The following is a 19,509-nucleotide window of genomic DNA, read 5'->3' as shown; positions in this document are numbered from 1 at the left end:
GGAGAGAGAATTTCTAGTTTATGAGGAATGGGGTTTTAGGAGGGGTTCTCGGATGATAGAGCGGTGCAAGGTTTCTACTTTCGGAAGGAATCGTTCTGCTTTAATAGCGGCGAGTTCTACTTTCCAACGGAGTTGTTCTACTTTCGCGCTAGGACTTTCTAATTCACGGCGCCTTTCTACTTTCAAACGGAAACATTAAACTTTTCCCTGTAAACGTTCTACATTCAAAGCGCTTTGTTCTACTTTCAGCACTAACCGTTCTACTTTCTCGTCAAAACCTTCTAATTCCCCGGAAACCCTATCCTTCATAAACAAAAAAGCATCCGGTAAGCCCAAATCTCGCTTCCTGAATGCTTTATATGTTTATATGAATCTAGTTATTAAACTGTCACAACGATTTCTTGTAACACTTCTTCTTCTAAATCGATGCGCTCGATCATTGCACCTAAAGAAGCTAGTTTTTTGTGGAAATCCACATAGCCGCGGTCTAAATGATGTAACTTTGTAACACGAGTTACTCCTTCAGATACAAGGCCAGTTAAAATTAATGCTGCTGCTGCACGTAAATCTGTCGCTGATACTTCGGCACCTTGAAGTTTTTTGCCGCCTTCAATGAATACAGAACGCCCTTCGATCTTTGCGTCTGCATTCATGCGACGGAATTCTTCAACATGCATAAAACGATTTTCGAAAACTGTTTCTGTGATGATACTTGTTCCGTTTGCCGTTAACATTAATGCCATCATTTGTGATTGCATATCTGTCGGGAAACCTGGGTGTGGCATTGTTTTAATATCAACCGCTTTTAATGGGTCATTTGCGCGCACACGGATGCCTTCATCTTCTTCAATAACTTCTACGCCCATTTCACGCATTTTTGCAGTTAGTGCTGTCATATGCTCTGGTACAGCGTTTTCAATTAATACATCTCCGCGAGTAATTGCTGCCGCTACCATAAATGTTCCAGCTTCAATGCGGTCTGGAATAATATAATGTTCGCAACCTTTTAATTCTTTAACGCCTTCGATACGAATCGTATCAGTACCGGCACCAATGACACGGCCACCCATTGCGTTAATAAAGTTTGCCAAATCTACTATTTCAGGTTCTTTCGCTGCATTTTCAATAATAGTCGTCCCTTTTGCTAAAGATGCTGCTGTCATAATATTTTCAGTAGCCCCAACACTTGGGAAGTCTAAATAGATTTCTGCGCCTTTTAATTCACCTTTTACTTTTGCTTCGACATAACCATGTCCAAAGGAAATCTCTGCACCCATAGCTTCGAAGCCTTTTAAATGAAGTTCGATTGGACGAGATCCAATTGCACAGCCGCCTGGTAATGCTACACGTGCATAGCCATTACGTGCTAATAATGAACCCATTACTAAAATGGATGCACGCATTTTACTTACAAACTCAAATTGTGCTTCACTAGATAGCTTCATAGAGGCATCAATCATCATTTCGTTTTTCTCGACATCATATTCGACAATCGCATTTAAACTTTTTAACACTTCACCAATCGTACCGACATCTGCTAAGTTTGGTACATCTTTAATCATATTTTTATCTTTAGAAGCTAATAGAGAAGCAGCCAAAATCGGTAATACAGCATTTTTTGCGCCTTCAACGCGTACTGTGCCTTTTAGTGTCTGACCTCCAGTAACAATAATTCTCTCCACAATTCGTCCCTCCGAATTCAATTCTCATATAATAAAGGAATAAGTTCAATTAAACTTAAATTATTTTAAACTTCATTTGACTCAATTTACACACAAAAATATACTACATTTATTAGGGCGGTAATTCAAGCACCCAAATTACTATTTTAATCTAATTTGTTTGAAAAGGCTATTAAATTATAATACGCAGCGCAACTATTTAGTGTGAATAGACAAATTTTCACAAAAAAGTACTTTCCTAAAAATAACTACCCAAATCATGTAACTTTACAAACCTCTTATTTCCTAGGAAATTTTTATTTCTTGTAGTGGAAAACAAACGTTTATTCCCCTTTACAAGAAATAAAACCGCATCTATTTCCTGTACTAATTAAAAATATAGGGAATCGTTTGCGACCAGCTTAAAAAGTTTAAAAAGAAATCCGCTACAATTGAACCAATAACAATACTCGACAAAATATAAAAGAGCTGAATTTGAAAAGTCTTACCTTTTTTAAATAATTGTTCGATTCTTAGTCCTTGTAATGCATAAAGGGCAATTCCTATAAATATAATATATGCTAACACATTAACGATTGCTTGTTGGCCTGCCTCGACATATAAATCCATTTTCCCCGCTCCTTTTAAACACCTTATCCCAAATGATGGCGATTTGTGTTCCAAACTGTTTAACTTCTTATAATTCTTTCATGACTATAAAAAAAGCAGGCAGAAAGAATCTGCCCGCTTGTTAAACATTAGATATTACCCTCATGAACATTGATACGATTCATCGCACGTTTTAAAGATAATTCCGCGCGTTGGAAATCGATGTCATCTTGTTTCTTTTGAAGGCGACCTTCAGCACGAGCTAAAGCTTCTTTAGCACGGGCAACATCGATCGTAGAAGCAACTTCTGCAGAAGGAGCTAAAATCGAGATTTTTTCAGGGCGAACTTCAATGAAACCACCGCTAACCGCTGCGACATCTGTAGTGCCGTCTGCTTTTTTAAGCTTCACAGAACCAATTGTAAGTGGAGCTACCATAGGAATATGGCCAGCTAAGACACCAATTTCACCTGAAGTCGTTTTAGCGATTACCATCGTTACTTCTGAATCGTATACTGAGCCGTCGGGAGTGACAATATTGACTGTAACTGTCTTCATATTTTTTCCTCCTCGTCAGCTAATTAGACTTGTACGCCCATTTCTTTAGCTTTCGCTACTACTTCATCAATAGAACCAACTAGACGGAAAGCATCTTCTGGTAAGTGATCCCATTTGCCATCAAGGATTTCCTTGAATGAACGAACAGTTTCTTTTACAGGTACATAAGAACCTTTTTGACCAGTGAATTGCTCTGCTACGTGGAAGTTTTGAGATAAGAAGAACTGGATACGACGAGCACGTTCAACTGTTTTCTTATCTTCGTCACCTAGCTCATCCATACCTAAGATAGCAATGATATCTTGCAGTTCACGGTAACGTTGGATTGTACGTTGAACACCAGTAGCAATTGCGTAATGTTCTGGTCCAACGATTTCTGGTGATAATGCACGAGAAGTTGAAGCTAGTGGGTCTACCGCTGGATAGATACCCATTTCAGATAATTTACGTTCAAGGTTAGTTGTAGCATCTAAGTGGGCGAAAGTTGTAGCCGGAGCCGGGTCAGTATAGTCATCGGCTGGTACGTAAATCGCTTGGATCGAAGTTACAGAACCTTTAGTAGTAGATGTGATACGCTCTTGTAATTTACCCATTTCTGTAGCAAGTGTTGGTTGGTAACCTACCGCTGAAGGCATACGACCTAATAGGGCAGAAACCTCAGAACCTGCTTGTGTGAAACGGAAAATATTGTCGATGAATAAAAGTACGTCTGCACCTTGCTCATCACGGAAGAACTCAGCCATTGTTAAACCAGTTAAAGCTACGCGCATACGTGCTCCAGGTGGCTCATTCATTTGACCGAATACCATCGCTGTTTGTTTGATTACGCCTGAATCTGTCATTTCGAAGAATAAGTCGTTACCCTCACGAGTACGCTCACCTACACCTGCGAATACAGAAATACCTGCGTGCTCTTGTGCGATGTTGTTGATTAATTCTTGGATTAATACAGTTTTACCTACGCCGGCACCACCGAATAGACCGATTTTACCACCTTTGATGTATGGTGCTAATAAGTCTACTACTTTGATACCTGTTTCTAGGATTTCTACAGTAGTTGATAATTCATCGAATGTTGGAGCTTCGCGGTGAATTGAATCACGACGAACTTCAGCAGGAATTTCTTCACCTAAGTCGATAACTTCACCAAGTACGTTAAATACGCGACCTAATGTAGCTTCACCAACTGGTACTGAGATTGGTGCTCCTGAGTTTGTTACTTCTGCTCCACGTTGTAAACCGTCAGTAGATGACATGGCAATCGTACGAACAGAATCGTCACCTAAGTGAAGCGCTACTTCTAATGCAAGAGTAGTCGGAGCTTCGTTAGGACGTTCAATTGTAACTGTTAATGCGTTATAAATTGCTGGTAATTGACCATTAGCAAACTTTACGTCTACTACTGGACCCATTACTTGAAGAACGTGTCCTTTGTTCATTACTTTGTACCCTCCTATCGTATTCTTATACGACATTGGTGAGTGCGCCCTATTCTAAGGCAGCAGCTCCACCAACGATTTCTGTAATTTCTTGTGTAATCGCCGCTTGACGTGCACGGTTATATTGTAGAGAAAGGTCTGCAATAAGATCGTTTGCATTGTCTGTAGCGTTTTTCATTGCTGTCATACGCGCTGAATGTTCACTCGCTTTTCCGTCTAAAATTGCGCCGTAAATTAAGCTTTCCGCATATTGTGGAAGTAATACTTCTAAAATGGCTTCGCCTGATGGCTCAAATTCATAAGAAGCATTGCTTGAAGAAGGTGCAATATCAGTTAGAGGAAGAACTTTTTTCATAGTCACTTCGTTTTGAATTGCAGATACGAAGTGATTGTAGTACATATAAAGTTCATCATACGTACCATCAATGAACATACCAACAGCATTACGAGCGATTTCTTTAATATCAGCAAATGACGGTTGGTCCGGTAGAGCAACGACATCTGCGATAACATTGTGTCCACGCTTTACAAAGTAATCACGAACAACACGACCTACTACTAAAACTACGTACTCATCTTTAGACTTGTGACGTTTATCAATAGTGCTTTGAACTTGACGTAAGATGCTTGAGTTGTAAGCACCTGCCAGACCACGGTCAGAACCGATGACTAAGTAAGCTGTTTTCTTAACAGGACGAGAAGTTAACATTGGATGTCCGCTGTCTTTTGTACCTGTTGCGATTGCGCCTACTACGTCCTGGATTTTTTCCATGTATGGAACGTAAGACTTAGCGTTTTGCTCTGCACGACGTAACTTTGAAGAAGAAACCATCTGCATCGCTTTCGTAATTTGTTTCGTTGACTTTGTAGAGTTAATACGACCTTTAATTTCGCGTAAGTTTACCACTGGTATTTCACCACCTTTAGATTTTTATCAAGCTCTTATTAAAAAAGAGTTGTCCAGTTTTTCACGCTACAGTATTGTGCGTGAAAAACCGTTCAATTCTTACTCAGATTTAGCGAAAGTCTTTTTGAACGCATTGATAGCTTCAACATACTCTGCGTCTGGAGCAAGTTCTTTAGTTGTACGAACATGATCTAAAACATTTGTGTGGTTTGTATCTAACCAGCTTAAGAATTCGTTTTCGAAACGAACGATGTCTTGTACTGGAATATCATCTAAGTGACCTTTAGTTAATGCATAAAGGATCGCAACTTGTTTTTCAACTTTTAGTGGTTTGTTTAAGTCTTGTTTTAAAACTTCAACTGTACGTTTACCACGCTCTAATTTAGCAAGTGTGATTGCGTCTAAGTCAGATCCGAACTGAGCGAATGACTCTAACTCACGGAATGCTGCCAAGTCAAGACGTAATGTACCCGCTACTTTTTTCATCGCTTTGATTTGAGCAGAACCACCTACACGTGATACTGATAAACCAGCGTTGATCGCAGGACGTACACCAGAGTTGAATAAGTCAGATTGTAAGAAGATTTGACCATCTGTGATTGAGATTACGTTTGTTGGGATATATGCAGAGATATCGCCCGCTTGCGTTTCTACGAATGGAAGCGCTGTAATCGAACCGTTTTTGTATGTTTCGTTTAACTTCGCAGCACGCTCAAGTAGACGGCTGTGTAAGTAGAACACGTCACCAGGGTATGCTTCACGACCTGGAGGACGGCGTAGAAGAAGTGAAAGTTCACGGTATGCTGATGCTTGTTTAGTTAAGTCATCATACACGATTAATACGTGCTTACCATCTAACATGAATTCTTCTGCCATAGATACACCTGCGAAAGGAGCAAGGTATAGTAATGGAGCTGGTTGTGATGCAGATGCAGTTACAACGATTGTGTAATCTAATGCACCGTGCTTACGGAAAGTTTCAACTACGTTACGTACAGTTGATTCTTTTTGACCAATTGCAACGTAGATACAGATCATATCTTCGCCTTGTTGGTTTAAGATTGTATCAATCGCTACAGATGTTTTACCAACTTGACGGTCACCGATGATTAACTCACGTTGACCACGACCGATTGGTACTAAAGCGTCAATCGCTTTGATACCTGTTTGTAATGGCTCATGTACTGATTTACGTGCCATTACACCGAAAGCTGGACTTTCGATTGGACGAGATTTTGTTGTGTTGATTGGACCTAATCCATCCACTGGCATACCAAGTGGGTTTACAACACGGCCAATTAGTGCTTCACCAACTGGTACTTCCATAATACGACCTGTACGACGAACCTCATCGCCTTCTTTGATGCCTAGGTAGTCTCCTAAAATTACGATACCAACGTTACCTTCTTCTAGGTTTTGTGCCATACCCATAACACCGTTTGAGAACTCTAAAAGCTCTCCAGCCATGGCGTTGTCGAGGCCATGAGCACGAGCGATACCGTCACCAACAGTGATAACTGTACCTACTTCGCTTACTTTTAATTCCGATTGATAACCTTCAATCTGCTGTTTAATCAGACTGCTGATTTCTTCAGCTTTGATGCCCATGTATGTTCACCTCTCACATTTCTTAAGATTTAGCCAACTAATGTTCGTTTTAAGTCCTCTAGCTTAGACGCTACAGTACTGTCGAAAATATAGTTGCCGATTTGAACGCGTACGCCACCAATTAATGACGCATCGATAATGTTTGTAATGTTAAGTTGCCCTTTGCCGACTAACTTGCCGAAAGCAGCAGAAATTTCTGCACGTTCGCCATCTGTTAATTCACGCGTTGAGTATACTTTTGCATCTGCAGTGCCTTGAGCGGCAGCTGATAATGCTTGATATTGGTCTGCTACAGCTGTTAATTCATTTAAACGTTTCTTTTCAATTAAGAATTGAACCATATTTACAACGATTGGCTGTGCACCCGTTAAAATTTGAGCGATAAGCTCTTTCTTACGATCAGTAGAAATTTTCGGAGCAGTAAGTAAAGCCATAAACTCTTCGTTTGTAGCCAATACTGTTTTGATCTCACGTAAATCTGCACCTACTTCTGCAAGAAGGTTGTTGCTTAATGCTAATTCGTAAATTGCTTGAGCATAGCGATTTGCTACAGTCGATTGACTCATTTCGCTTCGCCTGCCTTCGCAATCGTTTCTTTAATTAATGCGCTATTGTCTGCTTCAGAAATTTCTTTCCCAAGAACTTTAGACGCAGCAAGTACTGATAATGAAACTACTTCTTCACGTACAGCAGCGATTGCTTTTTCTCTTTCTGCTTCGATATCACGAACAGCAGATTCTTTTAGACGGTTCGCTTCAGCGCGTGCAGTTACCACGATTTCTTCGCGAGTTGCTTCGCCTTGCTTTTTAGCGTTCTCAATAATTGATTGCGCTTCAGTGCGAGCTTCTTTAAGAAGGCTCTTTTGTTCTTCTAATAGTGCTTGTGTTTCTTTTTTAGCTTTTTCAGCTGCATCGATACCGCTCGCAACTAACTCTTCACGCTCGCGCATGATACCCATTAAAGGACCCCAAGCGAACTTTTTAAGAAGTGCCATTAAACCTAAGAAAATCACTAAAGTCGCAAGAGCATCACCTAAGTTAATGCCACTAGCGCCTGCACCTAGTACAAGATAGTCTAAAAACACGATTGTTTCACTCCCTTCAAGAGCTTGAATAAAATCTATATTTTGTCATACTTTTTGTTCATATTTAATATTAAATAAAAAGGGTATATCTTTTATACACAAAACTAATGGCGAAGGGTTTCAAATGAAGTCTACTTCGCCACTGGATTTAATAATCTTAATGAAGACTATTGGTTCATTACGATGAATGCGATTACTACTGCGATGATCGGTAATGCTTCTACTAACGCTACCCCGATGAACATTGTAGTTTGAAGTGCGCCACGTGCTTCTGGTTGACGAGCGATACCTTCTACTGTTTTTGAAACGATTAAACCGTTACCAATACCTGCACCTAGTGCTGCTAAACCGATTGCGATTGCTGCTGCTAATAAACCTACTGAACCTACCATTTGATAATATCCTCCTTGGATGTTGTAATTTTTTTTGGTTCAAATTACCGCACTACATTGAATGCGGAAACTTATAATTAATGGTCTGTACTCACTTTGTGAGCCATGTAAACCATCGTTAACATAGTGAAAATGAAAGCTTGGATAAACCCGATGAAAATCGAGAATCCCATCCACGCCATCATTGGTACGATTGCACCGAAGAAACCAAACGCACTTGAAACTGCTAAACCAGTAAGTAACGTTAGTAAAATCTCGCCGGCATAAATGTTACCGTATAGACGTAGACCTAGAGTTAACGTATTTGCAAACTCTTCAATAACTTTTAACGGGAACATAAACGACATTGGTTGGAAGAATGTTTTAGCATAACCGCCTGTACCTTGCATTTTCACGCCGTAATACTGTGTTAATACTAGAACCATCGAAGCTAATGTCATTGTTACGACTGGATCGGCTGTTGGTGATTTCCACCATAAATCACTGCCGTAAGCAATACCACCCATTGGTAAACCAAGTAAGTTGGACACTGCAATGAACATGATTAATGTAATCCCTAGAATGTGGAAGCGTCCACCAGTTTTCCAGTCCATGTTACTCTTAATAATATTTTTCACGAAATCCATAACCCATTCCATGAAGTTCTGCATACCAGTCGGTTTTAACGCAAGTGTACGTGTTGAAACAAACGCGATAATAAATACGATGACTGCAGCTACTAAGAGAGTTAGTACTGTAGATAAGTTGAAAGTAAGCGTCATAAAGCCTAAATCCAAATGTAGCTCTGGAGCTGTATGATCCATTTTTGCATTCACCTCTCTTTCAAATGCACCTTAGTGGCTTTTTATATGATGTACTACTCTTTCTACTACTAAAAAGATGTACGGAATCATCAGCCCAATGACCGTGCTTATTAAGTGAAAATATTGTGGCAACGATATTGCGATTGCGACTGCGGCAACACCTGATCCAAAGCGAAGCGCTGTACCGATAGATGCTACTTTTGTCCCTTCACTAATGGAACGGTCAAATTTTTCCATACGTCGAAGTAAAATCCAAAAATTATACGTACCAAAGAACGCACCTAGGGCTATACCAGCAAATATCGAATCATATGGCGAAAATCCCCAGCCTAACGTACAAACAGCAAGCAAAAAAAAGAACGCTTTCTTCTGCATTGCAAAAACGTGATGCAAATTTAGCATTGGCAGTTAATCTCCTGAAACTTTTTTCGAGTAAAGAAAGTGTTCATCGACCATTAAATGAATTTAAAACGTAGTAAATGCACTACAAAATTAGAGGCCGTTACAAGTAGTAAATAATTTCCACCTCAGGAAAATTCCATAGTGAACATTCATTTCATACTTCTAAATGTCTCTTAATCTTAACGGACTTCATCCAGGCGCATAGAACGTTGCAAATTGACGAGTTTCGTTTCAACTGTCAATCTAGTAGAAACTTGATATAACAAGCGTTTCAACGTCTTTTGACTAGGCGAAACTCTTATCATTCTTACCCTTTGTAAGCATACAATAGGGGGTTTTTGATGTCAATTAGTAATGGTGAAAAACTTCACATAGATACATTCCTTGTCAAATTGTTGACAAATTTGTGTATAGTTATGCACAAATATTTTTTGCATTTTTTCACTAACGCTAAAATTCGCTATTTCATGCGTTTTTTCCATGTCGTTTCATTTTTTATATCCAAGAAAAAATTTTTTGGCAATAATAGCGAATTTAATACTTGACAACAGGAGGAAAACGCTAATTCCTGTTGTCAATTTCATTTTTAAGTAAATTTCAGTAATTTTTTGGATTATCGAGTCTCTGCTTTTTCGATAATTTCTTCTACTAACTGTTTTTGAGCAAATTTCAATAATGCTTCCACAATACGCTCTGATGCAAATCCATCTCCATACGGATTCGATGCATGTGCCATTGCTTCATAAGCTTCATCATTTACTAGCAATTCTTTTGCCATCTTGTAAATAACTTCTTCATCTGTTCCCGCAAGTTTTAATGTACCTGCTGCAATCCCTTCAGGACGTTCTGTCGTATCACGTAAAACCAGCACCGGCTTCCCTAACGATGGTGCTTCTTCTTGAACACCGCCAGAATCCGTTAAAATCATGTAAGAGCGGGCAGCGAAATTGTGGAAATCAAATACTTCCAACGGTTCAATTAAATGAACACGTGGGTTGTCCCCTAAAATTTCATTTGCAACTTCGCGTACTGCAGGATTCATATGCACCGGGTAAACAACCTGAACATCATCATGCTCGTTCAATAGACGCATAATTGCACGGAACATATTGCGCATTGGATCACCTAGATTTTCACGACGGTGTGCTGTTAGTAAAATCATTCGATCTGAACCGATTCTTTCAATAACAGGATGTGTGTAATGATCACTGACTGTTGTTTTTAATGCATCAATTGCCGTGTTACCAGTTACGAAAATTGCTTCTGCCGGTTTATTTTCCTTTAACAGGTTTGCACGAGATTGCTCAGTTGGCGCAAAATGCAAATCTGCCATTACACCTGTTAACTGACGGTTCATCTCTTCAGGGTAAGGTGAATATTTTTGACCTGTACGAAGTCCTGCTTCCACATGGCCAATTGCAATTTGATTGTAGAAAGCCGCCAGACTTCCAACAAAAGTTGTCGCCGTATCACCATGTACTAACACGATATCAGGCTTCGCTTCTTTCATTACTCGATCAAGTCCTAAAAGTGCATTCGTCGCTACATCTACTAATGTTTGACGGTCTTTCATAATATTTAAATCATAATCCGGTGTAATTTCAAAAGTTTCCAACACTTGGTCAAGCATTTGACGGTGCTGGGCCGTTACAGTAACAATCGATTCAATTTGTTCCGGATGCTTTTCCAGTTCCAGTACAAGTGGTGCCATTTTAATTGCTTCCGGACGTGTTCCAAAAATCGTCATAACTTTAAACTTCTTCGTCATTATTCTTCTCCTTGTCTAATCTATAATTAATTTTTTCTGCAAGTGTTTAGTATACTTGCCGTATTAATAGAAAACGCCCGCAACTGCTTACGGACGTCTCGTTTATTTATTATTTTGTTCCGAATAAACGATCCCCGGCATCACCCAAGCCTGGTACGATATAGCCATGATCATTTAATTTTTCATCTAGAGATGCGATGTAAATATCTACGTCTGAGTGATTTTTTTGAATTTCTTCTACACCTTCTGGAGCTGCGATCAGACACATAAACTTAATGCTTTTAGCGCCACGCTTTTTCAGTGAATTAATCGCTTCTACAGCTGAACCACCCGTTGCTAACATCGGGTCAACAATAATGAAGTCACGTTCTTCAACATCTGCTGGAAGTTTCGCATAATATTCTACCGGCTTTAATGTTTCCGGATCACGGTAAAGACCAATATGACCTACTTTTGCAGCAGGAATTAATTTTAATACGCCATCTACCATTCCGATACCCGCACGTAGAATTGGGACAATCGCCATTTTCTTCCCAGATAATACTTTCGCTTTCGCCTTCGTAACAGGTGTTTCCACTTCAATTTCTTCCAGCGGTAAATCCCGAGTAATCTCAAAAGCCATTAATGTTGCTACTTCATCAACTAACTCCCGGAATTCTTTTGTTCCTGTTTCTTTATCTCGAATATAAGTTAACTTATGTTGGATTAATGGGTGGTCAAATACGTATACTTTACTCACGTTGACATCTCCTAACTGTTGTTTATCTAAAACAGTATAACAGAAAATAAAGTTAACGAAAACTATGATAGGAATGTTTTAAAAATTGCCCTTTTTATAATACAAAAATAGAACAAATATATCTTCAATTAGGATTTGCTTTAGTAGCCTATCTATTCGTTATTTCTTCTAATAAAAAAGCCTTCTATCTACATATTGTAAATAGAAGGCTTAAACTCAATTATGCGTATAAAGGATATTTTGCTGTAAGAGCTTCAACACGTTTTCGTGCTTCTTCTTTTACTGCTGCATCTTCATGGTTTTTAAGAACTGAAGCGATAATTTTACCTACTTCGATTACATCTTCTTCTTTGAAACCGCGAGAAGTTACAGCTGCTGTACCTACACGGATACCTGATGTTACGAATGGTGATTCTGTATCGAATGGAATAGTGTTTTTGTTTGTTGTAATTGCTACTTCATCCAGTACATGCTCAGCAACTTTACCTGTTAAACCTAAAGATTTCACATTTAATAGAAGTAAATGGTTGTCTGTACCGCCTGAAACGATTTCAACACCTTCATCAACTAAAGATTTTGCAAGTGCAGCTGCATTTGCTTTAATTTGTTTTGCGTAATCTTTAAATTCCGGTTGTAATGCTTCACCGAAAGATACTGCTTTTGCAGCGATGACATGCATTAATGGACCACCTTGAATACCCGGGAATACTGATTTATTTAATTCTTTTTCCCATTTTTCATCATTAGTTAAAATCATACCGCCACGAGGACCACGTAACGTTTTATGAGTTGTAGTCGTTACGAAATCTGCATACGGTACTGGATTTTGGTGCTCGCCTGCTGCTACTAAGCCGGCAATATGCGCCATATCAACCATGAAATATGCGCCAACTTCATCCGCGATTTCACGGAACTTTGCAAAGTCGATCGCACGAGGATAAGCTGATGCACCAGCAACGATTAATTTCGGCTTCGATTCCAACGCTTTTTGGCGAACATCTTCATAATCTATTAAGTTAGTATCTTCAGTTACACCGTATTCTACGAAGTTATAAAGAATACCTGAGAAGTTTACTGGTGAACCATGTGTTAAGTGACCGCCGTGTGATAAGTTCATACCAAGTACTGTATCACCCGGTTTTAAAATTGTATGGTAAACTGCCATGTTCGCTTGTGCACCTGAGTGTGGCTGTACGTTAACATATGCTGCACCGAATAATTCTTTTGCACGGTCACGCGCAATGTTTTCCACTACATCTACATGTTCACAACCGCCATAATAGCGTTTGCCAGGGTAACCTTCTGCATATTTATTTGTTAAATATGAACCTTGTGCTTCCATTACAGCTTCCGATACGAAGTTTTCTGATGCGATTAGTTCGATGTTTGTGTTTTGACGTTTTTTCTCTAATAAAATTGCGTCTAAAATCGCCTTGTCTTGTCCTGCTAATTTTTCAAATGCCATTTTCAAATCCCCCTAAATGTACTTCCGATTAGATCGGAGTTTCCAATTCAAAATGATATATGTAACGTTAAGGTGTTACAGTATATTGCGCACGTTCTCCACCGATAAGTTTCGGACGTGTTGTCGCTAACGTAATGACTGCATCGCCTAATTGCTTAACAGATGTTCGTAAAGGCACAGCAACCGCTTTTAAGTGCATGCCGATTAATGTTTGACCGATATCAATCCCGTAATGTGCTTGGATGGTTTCCACAATTACAGGCTCATCCATTTGTGTAAAAGCGTATGCAGACATAGAGCCACCTGCTGTACGGACCGGAATGACCGAAACAGGTTCTAAATGGTACATTTTAGCAGCTGCAGCCTCGAGTGTCAGCGCTCGGTTAATATGCTCGCAGCCTTGGAAAACTAAGTGAATTTTATGTCTTTGCGCGAATATTGAAAATTCTTTGTATAGAACTTGCGCTACATCGAATGCACCAGCTGTTCCAATCTTCTCACCCATCACTTCCGATGTGGAACAGCCGATGACAAATAGCTGACCTTCAGAAAACTTCACTTGTTGCTCAAATTCGGATAATGCTTGCGCTAAATCTCTTTGCAAATCGTGTAAGTTTGTCATTGAATCACCATCTGTTACCCTTCTTCGATTTCAGTTATCTTTTCAACACGGCGAATATGACGACCACCTTCAAACTGTGTATCCAACCAAGTTGCAACAATCTCACGTGCCAGCCCTGGACCGATTACACGCTCACCCATTGCTAAAACGTTTGAGTCATTGTGACAACGTGTCGCTTTTGCCGAGAACACGTCATGTACAAGTGCACAACGAATCCCTTTAAATTTGTTTGCAGCAATCGAAATCCCAATTCCAGTCCCGCAAATTAAAATTCCTCTGTCAAATTCCCCTGCAGCTACTCTCTCAGCTACTGGACGTGCATAGTCCGGGTAATCTACTGACTCGTCCGTTTGTGGACCAAAGTCTTCATAACTGATTGACATTTCATCAAGTAGTGACATAATCTCTTTACGTAAATTATTACCGCCGTGATCTGAAGAAATTGCAATTCTCATGAAGATCCCTCCTGCCTCGATTTTATTACTTATTATATTCACCATCAGTGTACCATTTATTCCGGAAGAATAACACGTCTTTTCCGAATAACTTTCAAAATACATGCATAAAGACGAATATTAAGTGAATAATCGTACCTTATCGTTAACATTTGGATGTTATTCTCTTATTTTTCTATTATAAATTACTTCAATGTTCAGCTTTACGTAAGTTTGTTAAGTTAAAAAGGCTTTTGAGCAATTAGTCCCCAATAAAAAAGACCGCTCAGATTAGAGCAGGTCTTCAACAGTTATTGTAATGATAAAATATATTCGGCTACCGCTTCTTCTTCCCCATCTGCTGTACCCGGCGGCATTGCACCTTTACCATTGACTAGGACATCAACAATTTCCTCTTTTGATAAAGAAGTTTTCGTTAAGTCCGGCCCCATTGCTCCCGTTAAATCTCCGCCATGACACCCTACACAGCTGGCATTTGCCACTTTTTCACCTGCTGAGACATCTGTAGTTTCAGCTGAGTCCGTTCCTCCTGTTGATTCAGTGGATTCGGCCGGTGTTGAGTCAACTGAATCTGTCGTATCCGCATCCTCTGCGTCTCCACATCCAGCAAGACCAGCTACGACTACACCCATCAGTAGCCAGTACTTCATTTTGTTCAATATAAATCCCCCCAGGACTAATTATTGTAAACAATAGTGTACCATACCCAGGCTTTTTGTTTTCGAAACGTGTACATGATTTTGAAGCTTGGTATTGTTTATAAGAACATTCGCTTCGGATATTAGAAGATCGACATATTATTAGAACTTTAACACGGTTATTAGACAATCTTCCCTTTATATTAGAAAACTTCATTGAAATGCACTCACGAACGAAATAAAAATACCCAACAGATAAACATGTCCGTTTATCCATCAGGTATTTTAAACCTATATTCCAATCTACTGTGTGCGGTCGAATTGTTGAATCATTCGATACAGCTCTGCAGACTGTTGTTTCAAATTGCTCGCCAGTTCTTCTACTTGCTTGATCGCTTCGGCCTGTTCCAGTGAAGCGGATGTTACTTCCTGTGCGCTTGCAGAAGTTTGCTCTGCAATTGCCGCCACTTCCTGTGATTGATGTGACGTATGTTCAATATTTTTCATTTGCTGTGCGACTAATTCTGAAATTTGGACAACATCATCGGCCATTTCATAAACAGATTTTGTCATACCTTCAACTGCTGACGTTGTTTCAGAAACACGTGATGATTCATTTACCGCAAATGATACTTGTTCGTTCATCTGTTTTACTACTACCGAAACATTTTGCTGCATCGTGTGGATCAATGTTGTAATCCCCTGCACAGCACTTGCACTTTCATCCGCCAAACCACGGACTTCCTCTGCAACAACTGCAAAGCCTTTCCCATGCTCACCTGCTCGTGCAGCTTCAATCGATGCGTTTAAAGCAAGTAAATTTGTTTGTCCTGCGATATCGCCTACTAAACTTATAATCCGTTCAATCTGCTCAGCATTTTTTTCCAGCTCGCGAATATTTACTAATGAATTTTCATTATCGGTTGCGATTTTTTTAATACTGTTTACAACACCATGAATCGAATCCGTTGTAGATGTTAAGTTTGTCAAAAGATTTTTTGAGCGACTTGCCGTATGTAGTGCTTTATTGTTCACTTCCGCGGCTAATGTGCGAACCTCTTCAATTGCTTCTACTGTTTCTTGAATGGCAACTGCCGAAGATTCAGCCCCTAATGAAATTTGGCTAATATTGCTTGTAATTTGCTCGGCATTGTTCGTAACAGAGATACTTTCTTCCGACAATTTTAAAATCGTTTCATCGGTTGACTTGTAATTGTCTTCGATGCCGTTTACCATTTTACGCAAATTAAACACCATTGTTTGGAATGCCTCTGCTACAGAGCGGATTTCATCATTTGTTTTCGGCATTTCGACATCTTGTCCGATTTTACCTTCCGCTACATGGTTTGCACTGCGCTCCAATTGCTGTAAAGGGCGAACAATGACTAAACCAAATACAGCTGCCAATGCACATGACCAAAAGATTCCTAATAAATAGGTAATAATCTGAAATACGCTTGTGCTAGTCGTTTCAAAAAACATTGGGTGTAAATATTCGATAAATACAAAACTGCAAGTGTAGGTAATTAGCGCTAATATCCCGACAAACAATACGAGCTTCCGGCGCAAACTAAAGATCTTTTTCTGAGAGTCCATGTTAAATTTTATCCTCCAACTTCAATTTAGTTTCCAGCTTGTTAATTGTTTCGTTCAATTGCTCATATGTTTGTTCATATACTTGCAGGTTTCCACCGAATGGATCTTGAATATCAAGTCCTGTTTCCATCGCAACATATTCATTTAACGTAAACGTTTTATGTGCCGCTTCTTCTACTAAACGGATGACCATTTCTTTATGAGCGGTCGTCATCGTTAAAATTAAATCCGCCCATTGTGCATCTTCTACCGTAAATTGAGATGAACGGTGCGATTGCACAATATTTTTTCTGTGTAATATTTCCTTTGCGTTCAGGGACATGTCACTGCCTTCGTGCGCATAAATACCTGCTGAACGCACAGTAATATTCTCATAGTTTTTTGCTTGTAAAATTGCTGCTGCCATAGGACTTCTACATGTGTTGCCTGTACAAATAAAATAAATATTAATGTTCCTCACACCCTCTAGTTTACCATTTTAGTAGCATTACACTCATAATAATCAGGAGGATTCCTGCTACTTTTTTTAATGCGTTATTTTTAAAAATTGGTGATTTTTGCGCTATTATCAATGCCGCATATGACAATATAAATGTTGATAGGCCAGCACTGATAATAAAAACATATTTTTGTAAATTTAGCATACCAAAAGAAAGGCTAACTGAAAAGGTGTCAACACTTGCAAAAATCGCAATTATCGGTAAAGACATTGCCGGAAAACTTTCATCTTTCTTCGAGAGCAGTAATTGCAGTCCAACAAAAAACAATAACAGTGTAGAAAGGCCTGATGCCCAGTTTGTTAAATAGACGGCAAGCCATTCCCCAAAGCGGTAACCGAGTAATGGAAAAAGCATATGTAAAAATGCCGTCCATAAAGCTAATAACCATTTTGCCTTAACATTTGTAGCAATTAAATACAGTGCAACGACATCGAACGACATTAAGATCCCGGCAACTACTTCTTGCATCTATTCCCCTCTTCCACTAAGCGCTGTTGTAATTTATGCTTTTAGGCCGGGAAATATCCTTTTGTTTATACACAAAAACCACATCCCGATGTTGCAAGATGTGGTTTTATTCTTATAGTGCGTACCATTTGCCGCCTGCCGCCTTTTCCAGACGGTTCATAATAGCTGTACCAACACCTGTTTTTGATGTTGCCGTCGCTAGAATAATCGTGGCATTCGTTTTATCGCATGCACGCAATGCATCATATAGCGAAGCACTCATTTGTTCAAGATCATTTGCATTCCCGAATGAGAAATAATAATCGGCCTTAATTTCTTTAAAGCTTTCCGGAGCCAATAAGGCAACTTTATGTTCCGGTTTTAATTCGGCAATAGCCGTTTCAATCGCTTCCTTATTTGCGTCTATTAAATAGACGGGAGCTTCCGGTGCATAGTGGGTATATTTCATACCAGGCGCTTTCGGTGTCGATTCAATTTTCTGCTGTTCCAGACTTGGCTCAATAACTGGTCCGATTACCGCTTCGAGCATTTCTTTCGTTACCCCGCCCGGACGCAAAATAACGGGTGTATCCAGTGTGACATCCAAAACGGTCGATTCAAGTCCGATCCCCGTCATTCCTCCATCCAAAATACAAGGAATAATGTTTTGCAAATCTTCAAATACATGTTCGGCTTTTGTCGGACTAGGCTTACCGCTGCGATTTGCACTAGGCGCTGCTAACGGTTTCTTTAATGTTTGAAGAAGTTCCAGTGCTACTGGATGATCGGGCATACGAATACCAACCGTATCTAATCCTGCCGTAACACTTGACGCTAAAACATTCGGCTTTGCATGCATGACAAGTGTCAATGGACCAGGCCAAAAAGCATCCATACATTTTTGGGCAACTTCCGAAATATTTGTTGTATATAACGATACTTCTTCCACTGTTCCTATATGTACAATCAAGGGATTATCCGAAGGTCGTCCTTTTGCAGCATATATTTTCTTCACGGCCAGCTCATTTGTCGCAACAGCACCTAAGCCATATACGGTTTCTGTCGGAAATGCGACTATTTCGCCGTTATTTAATAAATCCACAGCCTGTGTATAATTTTCTGAATTATCCACAAATTCATCCACATTTAATTGGAAAGTGTGCATTACTTTTTCCTCCTTTCTGTAAATGTTTGAGTTAACTATCCACAAATTGTGAGTAAGTTGGATCATTTTCTACAAGTTCTTCTGTGTTTTGTGGATCACTTTTTTCCATATGTTTTTCCCACCATTCAGCAATAAAAAATGGCGGCCGTTCATTTTCCACCGGCTCATTAACTATACAAAGCGTTGGGAACACTGCACAGAACCAGTTTTCGCCTCGACCTTGTCCAATAATGAAATTAACAGAATAATACTCTTTTTGCGGATAAAACTGACCAGCCACCCATTTCGGGGGAATTAAGTTATCCCCAAACTTATAGGCGATTTTTAATTGTGGGTAAGTTTTCTGAATTTCCTGATACATGTTTTCCACACTGTGGATATCTTCTGAAAATTCAGGTGTATTTTGCAAATAAGTTTGAATTGTTTCCACAACCTCATATTTGATAAGCTGGTCGGCATTTGTCGAACTGTTTGCAATAACACGGAACTTTAACTGGTCATTGCTTTCTCCCTGATCAATGCGTACCTCATCTACGAAAGTAGGTATAAACGTAGCAGCGCAATATAAAAATAGAACACTTATTAGTAATTTAGCAATCGCTAAAAATAGATTGGATTCATTTTGAATATCGTAATCATGTAACATAATCAT

The 19,509-nt window shown here is 39.4% G+C and carries 23 protein-coding genes; all 23 read right to left on the bottom strand.

From position 1 onward, the window contains the following. Nucleotides 1-195 precede the first annotated feature (195 nt). Complete coding sequence (locus AC6CH1_RS00765; RefSeq protein ID WP_498315997.1) at nucleotides 196-336, bottom strand: hypothetical protein; 141 nt, start codon at nucleotides 334-336, stop codon at nucleotides 196-198. Nucleotides 337-380: 44 nt separating this feature from the next. Continuing rightward, complete coding sequence (gene murA, locus AC6CH1_RS00760) at nucleotides 381-1,682, bottom strand: UDP-N-acetylglucosamine 1-carboxyvinyltransferase (RefSeq protein WP_251689849.1); 1,302 nt, start codon at nucleotides 1,680-1,682, stop codon at nucleotides 381-383. 366 nt (nucleotides 1,683-2,048) lie between these two features. Beyond that, nucleotides 2,049-2,291 carry a DUF1146 family protein gene (locus AC6CH1_RS00755; RefSeq protein ID WP_251689850.1) on the bottom strand — a complete coding sequence of 81 codons (243 nt, stop codon included), beginning with the start codon at nucleotides 2,289-2,291 and terminating at the stop codon, nucleotides 2,049-2,051. A gap of 128 nt (nucleotides 2,292-2,419) precedes the next feature. Then, nucleotides 2,420-2,827: a F0F1 ATP synthase subunit epsilon gene (locus tag AC6CH1_RS00750; protein WP_079524653.1), complete on the bottom strand. Its 408-nt coding sequence runs from the start codon at nucleotides 2,825-2,827 to the stop codon at nucleotides 2,420-2,422. A 23-nt stretch (nucleotides 2,828-2,850) separates the two neighbouring features. Further along, complete coding sequence (atpD, locus tag AC6CH1_RS00745; RefSeq protein WP_008404446.1) at nucleotides 2,851-4,266, bottom strand: F0F1 ATP synthase subunit beta; 1,416 nt, start codon at nucleotides 4,264-4,266, stop codon at nucleotides 2,851-2,853. A 49-nt stretch (nucleotides 4,267-4,315) separates the two neighbouring features. Further along, nucleotides 4,316-5,173, bottom strand: a complete 858-nt coding sequence (atpG, locus tag AC6CH1_RS00740; protein ID WP_251689851.1) for an ATP synthase F1 subunit gamma — start codon at nucleotides 5,171-5,173, stop codon at nucleotides 4,316-4,318. A gap of 99 nt (nucleotides 5,174-5,272) precedes the next feature. Then, nucleotides 5,273-6,781 carry a F0F1 ATP synthase subunit alpha gene (atpA, locus tag AC6CH1_RS00735; protein WP_008404448.1) on the bottom strand — a complete coding sequence of 503 codons (1,509 nt, stop codon included), beginning with the start codon at nucleotides 6,779-6,781 and terminating at the stop codon, nucleotides 5,273-5,275. Nucleotides 6,782-6,810: 29 nt separating this feature from the next. Then, a complete protein-coding gene (locus AC6CH1_RS00730; protein ID WP_008404449.1) occupies nucleotides 6,811-7,347 on the bottom strand; it encodes a F0F1 ATP synthase subunit delta in 537 nt (178 codons plus the stop codon). Next, nucleotides 7,344-7,865, bottom strand: a complete 522-nt coding sequence (gene atpF / locus AC6CH1_RS00725; RefSeq protein ID WP_251689852.1) for a F0F1 ATP synthase subunit B — start codon at nucleotides 7,863-7,865, stop codon at nucleotides 7,344-7,346. Before atpF ends, AC6CH1_RS00730 begins: the two co-directional genes overlap by 4 nt. Before the next feature lie 167 nt (nucleotides 7,866-8,032). Beyond that, a complete protein-coding gene (atpE, locus tag AC6CH1_RS00720) occupies nucleotides 8,033-8,257 on the bottom strand; it encodes a F0F1 ATP synthase subunit C (protein WP_008404451.1) in 225 nt (74 codons plus the stop codon). Nucleotides 8,258-8,334: 77 nt separating this feature from the next. Further along, the gene (gene atpB / locus AC6CH1_RS00715; protein ID WP_251689853.1) at nucleotides 8,335-9,060 is read right to left on the bottom strand and encodes a F0F1 ATP synthase subunit A; all 726 of its coding nucleotides are present in this window, start codon (nucleotides 9,058-9,060) and stop codon (nucleotides 8,335-8,337) included. Between the two features lie 30 nt (nucleotides 9,061-9,090). Next, the gene (locus tag AC6CH1_RS00710) at nucleotides 9,091-9,462 is read right to left on the bottom strand and encodes an ATP synthase subunit I (protein WP_251689854.1); all 372 of its coding nucleotides are present in this window, start codon (nucleotides 9,460-9,462) and stop codon (nucleotides 9,091-9,093) included. Nucleotides 9,463-10,075: 613 nt separating this feature from the next. Continuing rightward, entirely contained in the window at nucleotides 10,076-11,230 is a 1,155-nt protein-coding gene (gene wecB, locus AC6CH1_RS00705) for a non-hydrolyzing UDP-N-acetylglucosamine 2-epimerase (RefSeq protein WP_498315993.1), read from the bottom strand. Nucleotides 11,231-11,339: 109 nt separating this feature from the next. Beyond that, nucleotides 11,340-11,969 carry a uracil phosphoribosyltransferase gene (gene upp / locus AC6CH1_RS00700; protein ID WP_251689856.1) on the bottom strand — a complete coding sequence of 210 codons (630 nt, stop codon included), beginning with the start codon at nucleotides 11,967-11,969 and terminating at the stop codon, nucleotides 11,340-11,342. 220 nt (nucleotides 11,970-12,189) lie between these two features. Continuing rightward, nucleotides 12,190-13,434 (bottom strand): serine hydroxymethyltransferase, encoded by a 1,245-nt coding sequence (gene glyA / locus AC6CH1_RS00695; RefSeq protein WP_498315991.1) that lies wholly within the window; start codon nucleotides 13,432-13,434, stop codon nucleotides 12,190-12,192. A gap of 67 nt (nucleotides 13,435-13,501) precedes the next feature. Next, entirely contained in the window at nucleotides 13,502-14,056 is a 555-nt protein-coding gene (locus AC6CH1_RS00690) for a TIGR01440 family protein (protein WP_498315989.1), read from the bottom strand. A gap of 14 nt (nucleotides 14,057-14,070) precedes the next feature. Further along, entirely contained in the window at nucleotides 14,071-14,511 is a 441-nt protein-coding gene (rpiB, locus tag AC6CH1_RS00685) for a ribose 5-phosphate isomerase B (RefSeq protein WP_008404461.1), read from the bottom strand. 290 nt (nucleotides 14,512-14,801) lie between these two features. Further along, complete coding sequence (locus AC6CH1_RS00680; RefSeq protein WP_498317726.1) at nucleotides 14,802-15,161, bottom strand: c-type cytochrome; 360 nt, start codon at nucleotides 15,159-15,161, stop codon at nucleotides 14,802-14,804. A 291-nt stretch (nucleotides 15,162-15,452) separates the two neighbouring features. Further along, the gene (locus tag AC6CH1_RS00675; RefSeq protein ID WP_498315987.1) at nucleotides 15,453-16,745 is read right to left on the bottom strand and encodes a methyl-accepting chemotaxis protein; all 1,293 of its coding nucleotides are present in this window, start codon (nucleotides 16,743-16,745) and stop codon (nucleotides 15,453-15,455) included. A 1-nt stretch (nucleotide 16,746) separates the two neighbouring features. After that, nucleotides 16,747-17,205, bottom strand: coding sequence for a low molecular weight protein arginine phosphatase (locus AC6CH1_RS00670; RefSeq protein WP_498315985.1), 459 nt, complete (start codon nucleotides 17,203-17,205; stop codon nucleotides 16,747-16,749). A gap of 10 nt (nucleotides 17,206-17,215) precedes the next feature. After that, on the bottom strand, nucleotides 17,216-17,713 hold the full coding sequence (locus tag AC6CH1_RS00665; protein ID WP_427711388.1) for a manganese efflux pump: 498 nt from the start codon (nucleotides 17,711-17,713) through the stop codon (nucleotides 17,216-17,218). Nucleotides 17,714-17,825: 112 nt separating this feature from the next. After that, the gene (locus AC6CH1_RS00660) at nucleotides 17,826-18,857 is read right to left on the bottom strand and encodes an L-threonylcarbamoyladenylate synthase (protein ID WP_498315983.1); all 1,032 of its coding nucleotides are present in this window, start codon (nucleotides 18,855-18,857) and stop codon (nucleotides 17,826-17,828) included. Between the two features lie 31 nt (nucleotides 18,858-18,888). After that, entirely contained in the window at nucleotides 18,889-19,503 is a 615-nt protein-coding gene (locus tag AC6CH1_RS00655) for a stage II sporulation protein R (RefSeq protein WP_427711392.1), read from the bottom strand. Between the last annotated feature and the right edge of the window lie 6 nt (nucleotides 19,504-19,509).

The organism is Solibacillus sp. GQ1, from assembly GCF_059758555.1.
The sequence above is the reverse complement of the archived record's forward strand: the minus strand, read 5'-3'. Positions and strand labels throughout refer to the sequence as shown.

Bases quoted from the DNA above. Each gene is read 5' to 3' on its own strand.
- rpiB (WP_008404461.1), bottom strand. From the start codon at position 14,511: ATGAGAATTGCAATTTCTTCAGATCACGGCGGTAATAATTTACGTAAA.
- atpE (WP_008404451.1), bottom strand. From the start codon at position 8,257: ATGGTAGGTTCAGTAGGTTTATTAGCAGCAGCAATCGCAATCGGTTTA.
- atpA (WP_008404448.1), bottom strand. From the start codon at position 6,781: ATGGGCATCAAAGCTGAAGAAATCAGCAGTCTGATTAAACAGCAGATT.
- wecB (WP_498315993.1), bottom strand. From the start codon at position 11,230: ATGACGAAGAAGTTTAAAGTTATGACGATTTTTGGAACACGTCCGGAA.
- AC6CH1_RS00655 (WP_427711392.1), bottom strand. From the start codon at position 19,503: ATGTTACATGATTACGATATTCAAAATGAATCCAATCTATTTTTAGCG.
- AC6CH1_RS00680 (WP_498317726.1), bottom strand. From the start codon at position 15,161: ATGAAGTACTGGCTACTGATGGGTGTAGTCGTAGCTGGTCTTGCTGGA.
- AC6CH1_RS00660 (WP_498315983.1), bottom strand. From the start codon at position 18,857: ATGCACACTTTCCAATTAAATGTGGATGAATTTGTGGATAATTCAGAA.
- AC6CH1_RS00730 (WP_008404449.1), bottom strand. From the start codon at position 7,347: ATGAGTCAATCGACTGTAGCAAATCGCTATGCTCAAGCAATTTACGAA.
- atpD (WP_008404446.1), bottom strand. From the start codon at position 4,266: ATGAACAAAGGACACGTTCTTCAAGTAATGGGTCCAGTAGTAGACGTA.
- AC6CH1_RS00690 (WP_498315989.1), bottom strand. From the start codon at position 14,056: ATGACAAACTTACACGATTTGCAAAGAGATTTAGCGCAAGCATTATCC.
- AC6CH1_RS00665 (WP_427711388.1), bottom strand. From the start codon at position 17,713: ATGCAAGAAGTAGTTGCCGGGATCTTAATGTCGTTCGATGTCGTTGCA.
- AC6CH1_RS00755 (WP_251689850.1), bottom strand. From the start codon at position 2,291: ATGGATTTATATGTCGAGGCAGGCCAACAAGCAATCGTTAATGTGTTA.
- AC6CH1_RS00750 (WP_079524653.1), bottom strand. From the start codon at position 2,827: ATGAAGACAGTTACAGTCAATATTGTCACTCCCGACGGCTCAGTATAC.
- glyA (WP_498315991.1), bottom strand. From the start codon at position 13,434: ATGGCATTTGAAAAATTAGCAGGACAAGACAAGGCGATTTTAGACGCA.
- AC6CH1_RS00710 (WP_251689854.1), bottom strand. From the start codon at position 9,462: ATGCTAAATTTGCATCACGTTTTTGCAATGCAGAAGAAAGCGTTCTTT.
- AC6CH1_RS00675 (WP_498315987.1), bottom strand. From the start codon at position 16,745: ATGGACTCTCAGAAAAAGATCTTTAGTTTGCGCCGGAAGCTCGTATTG.
- atpB (WP_251689853.1), bottom strand. From the start codon at position 9,060: ATGGATCATACAGCTCCAGAGCTACATTTGGATTTAGGCTTTATGACG.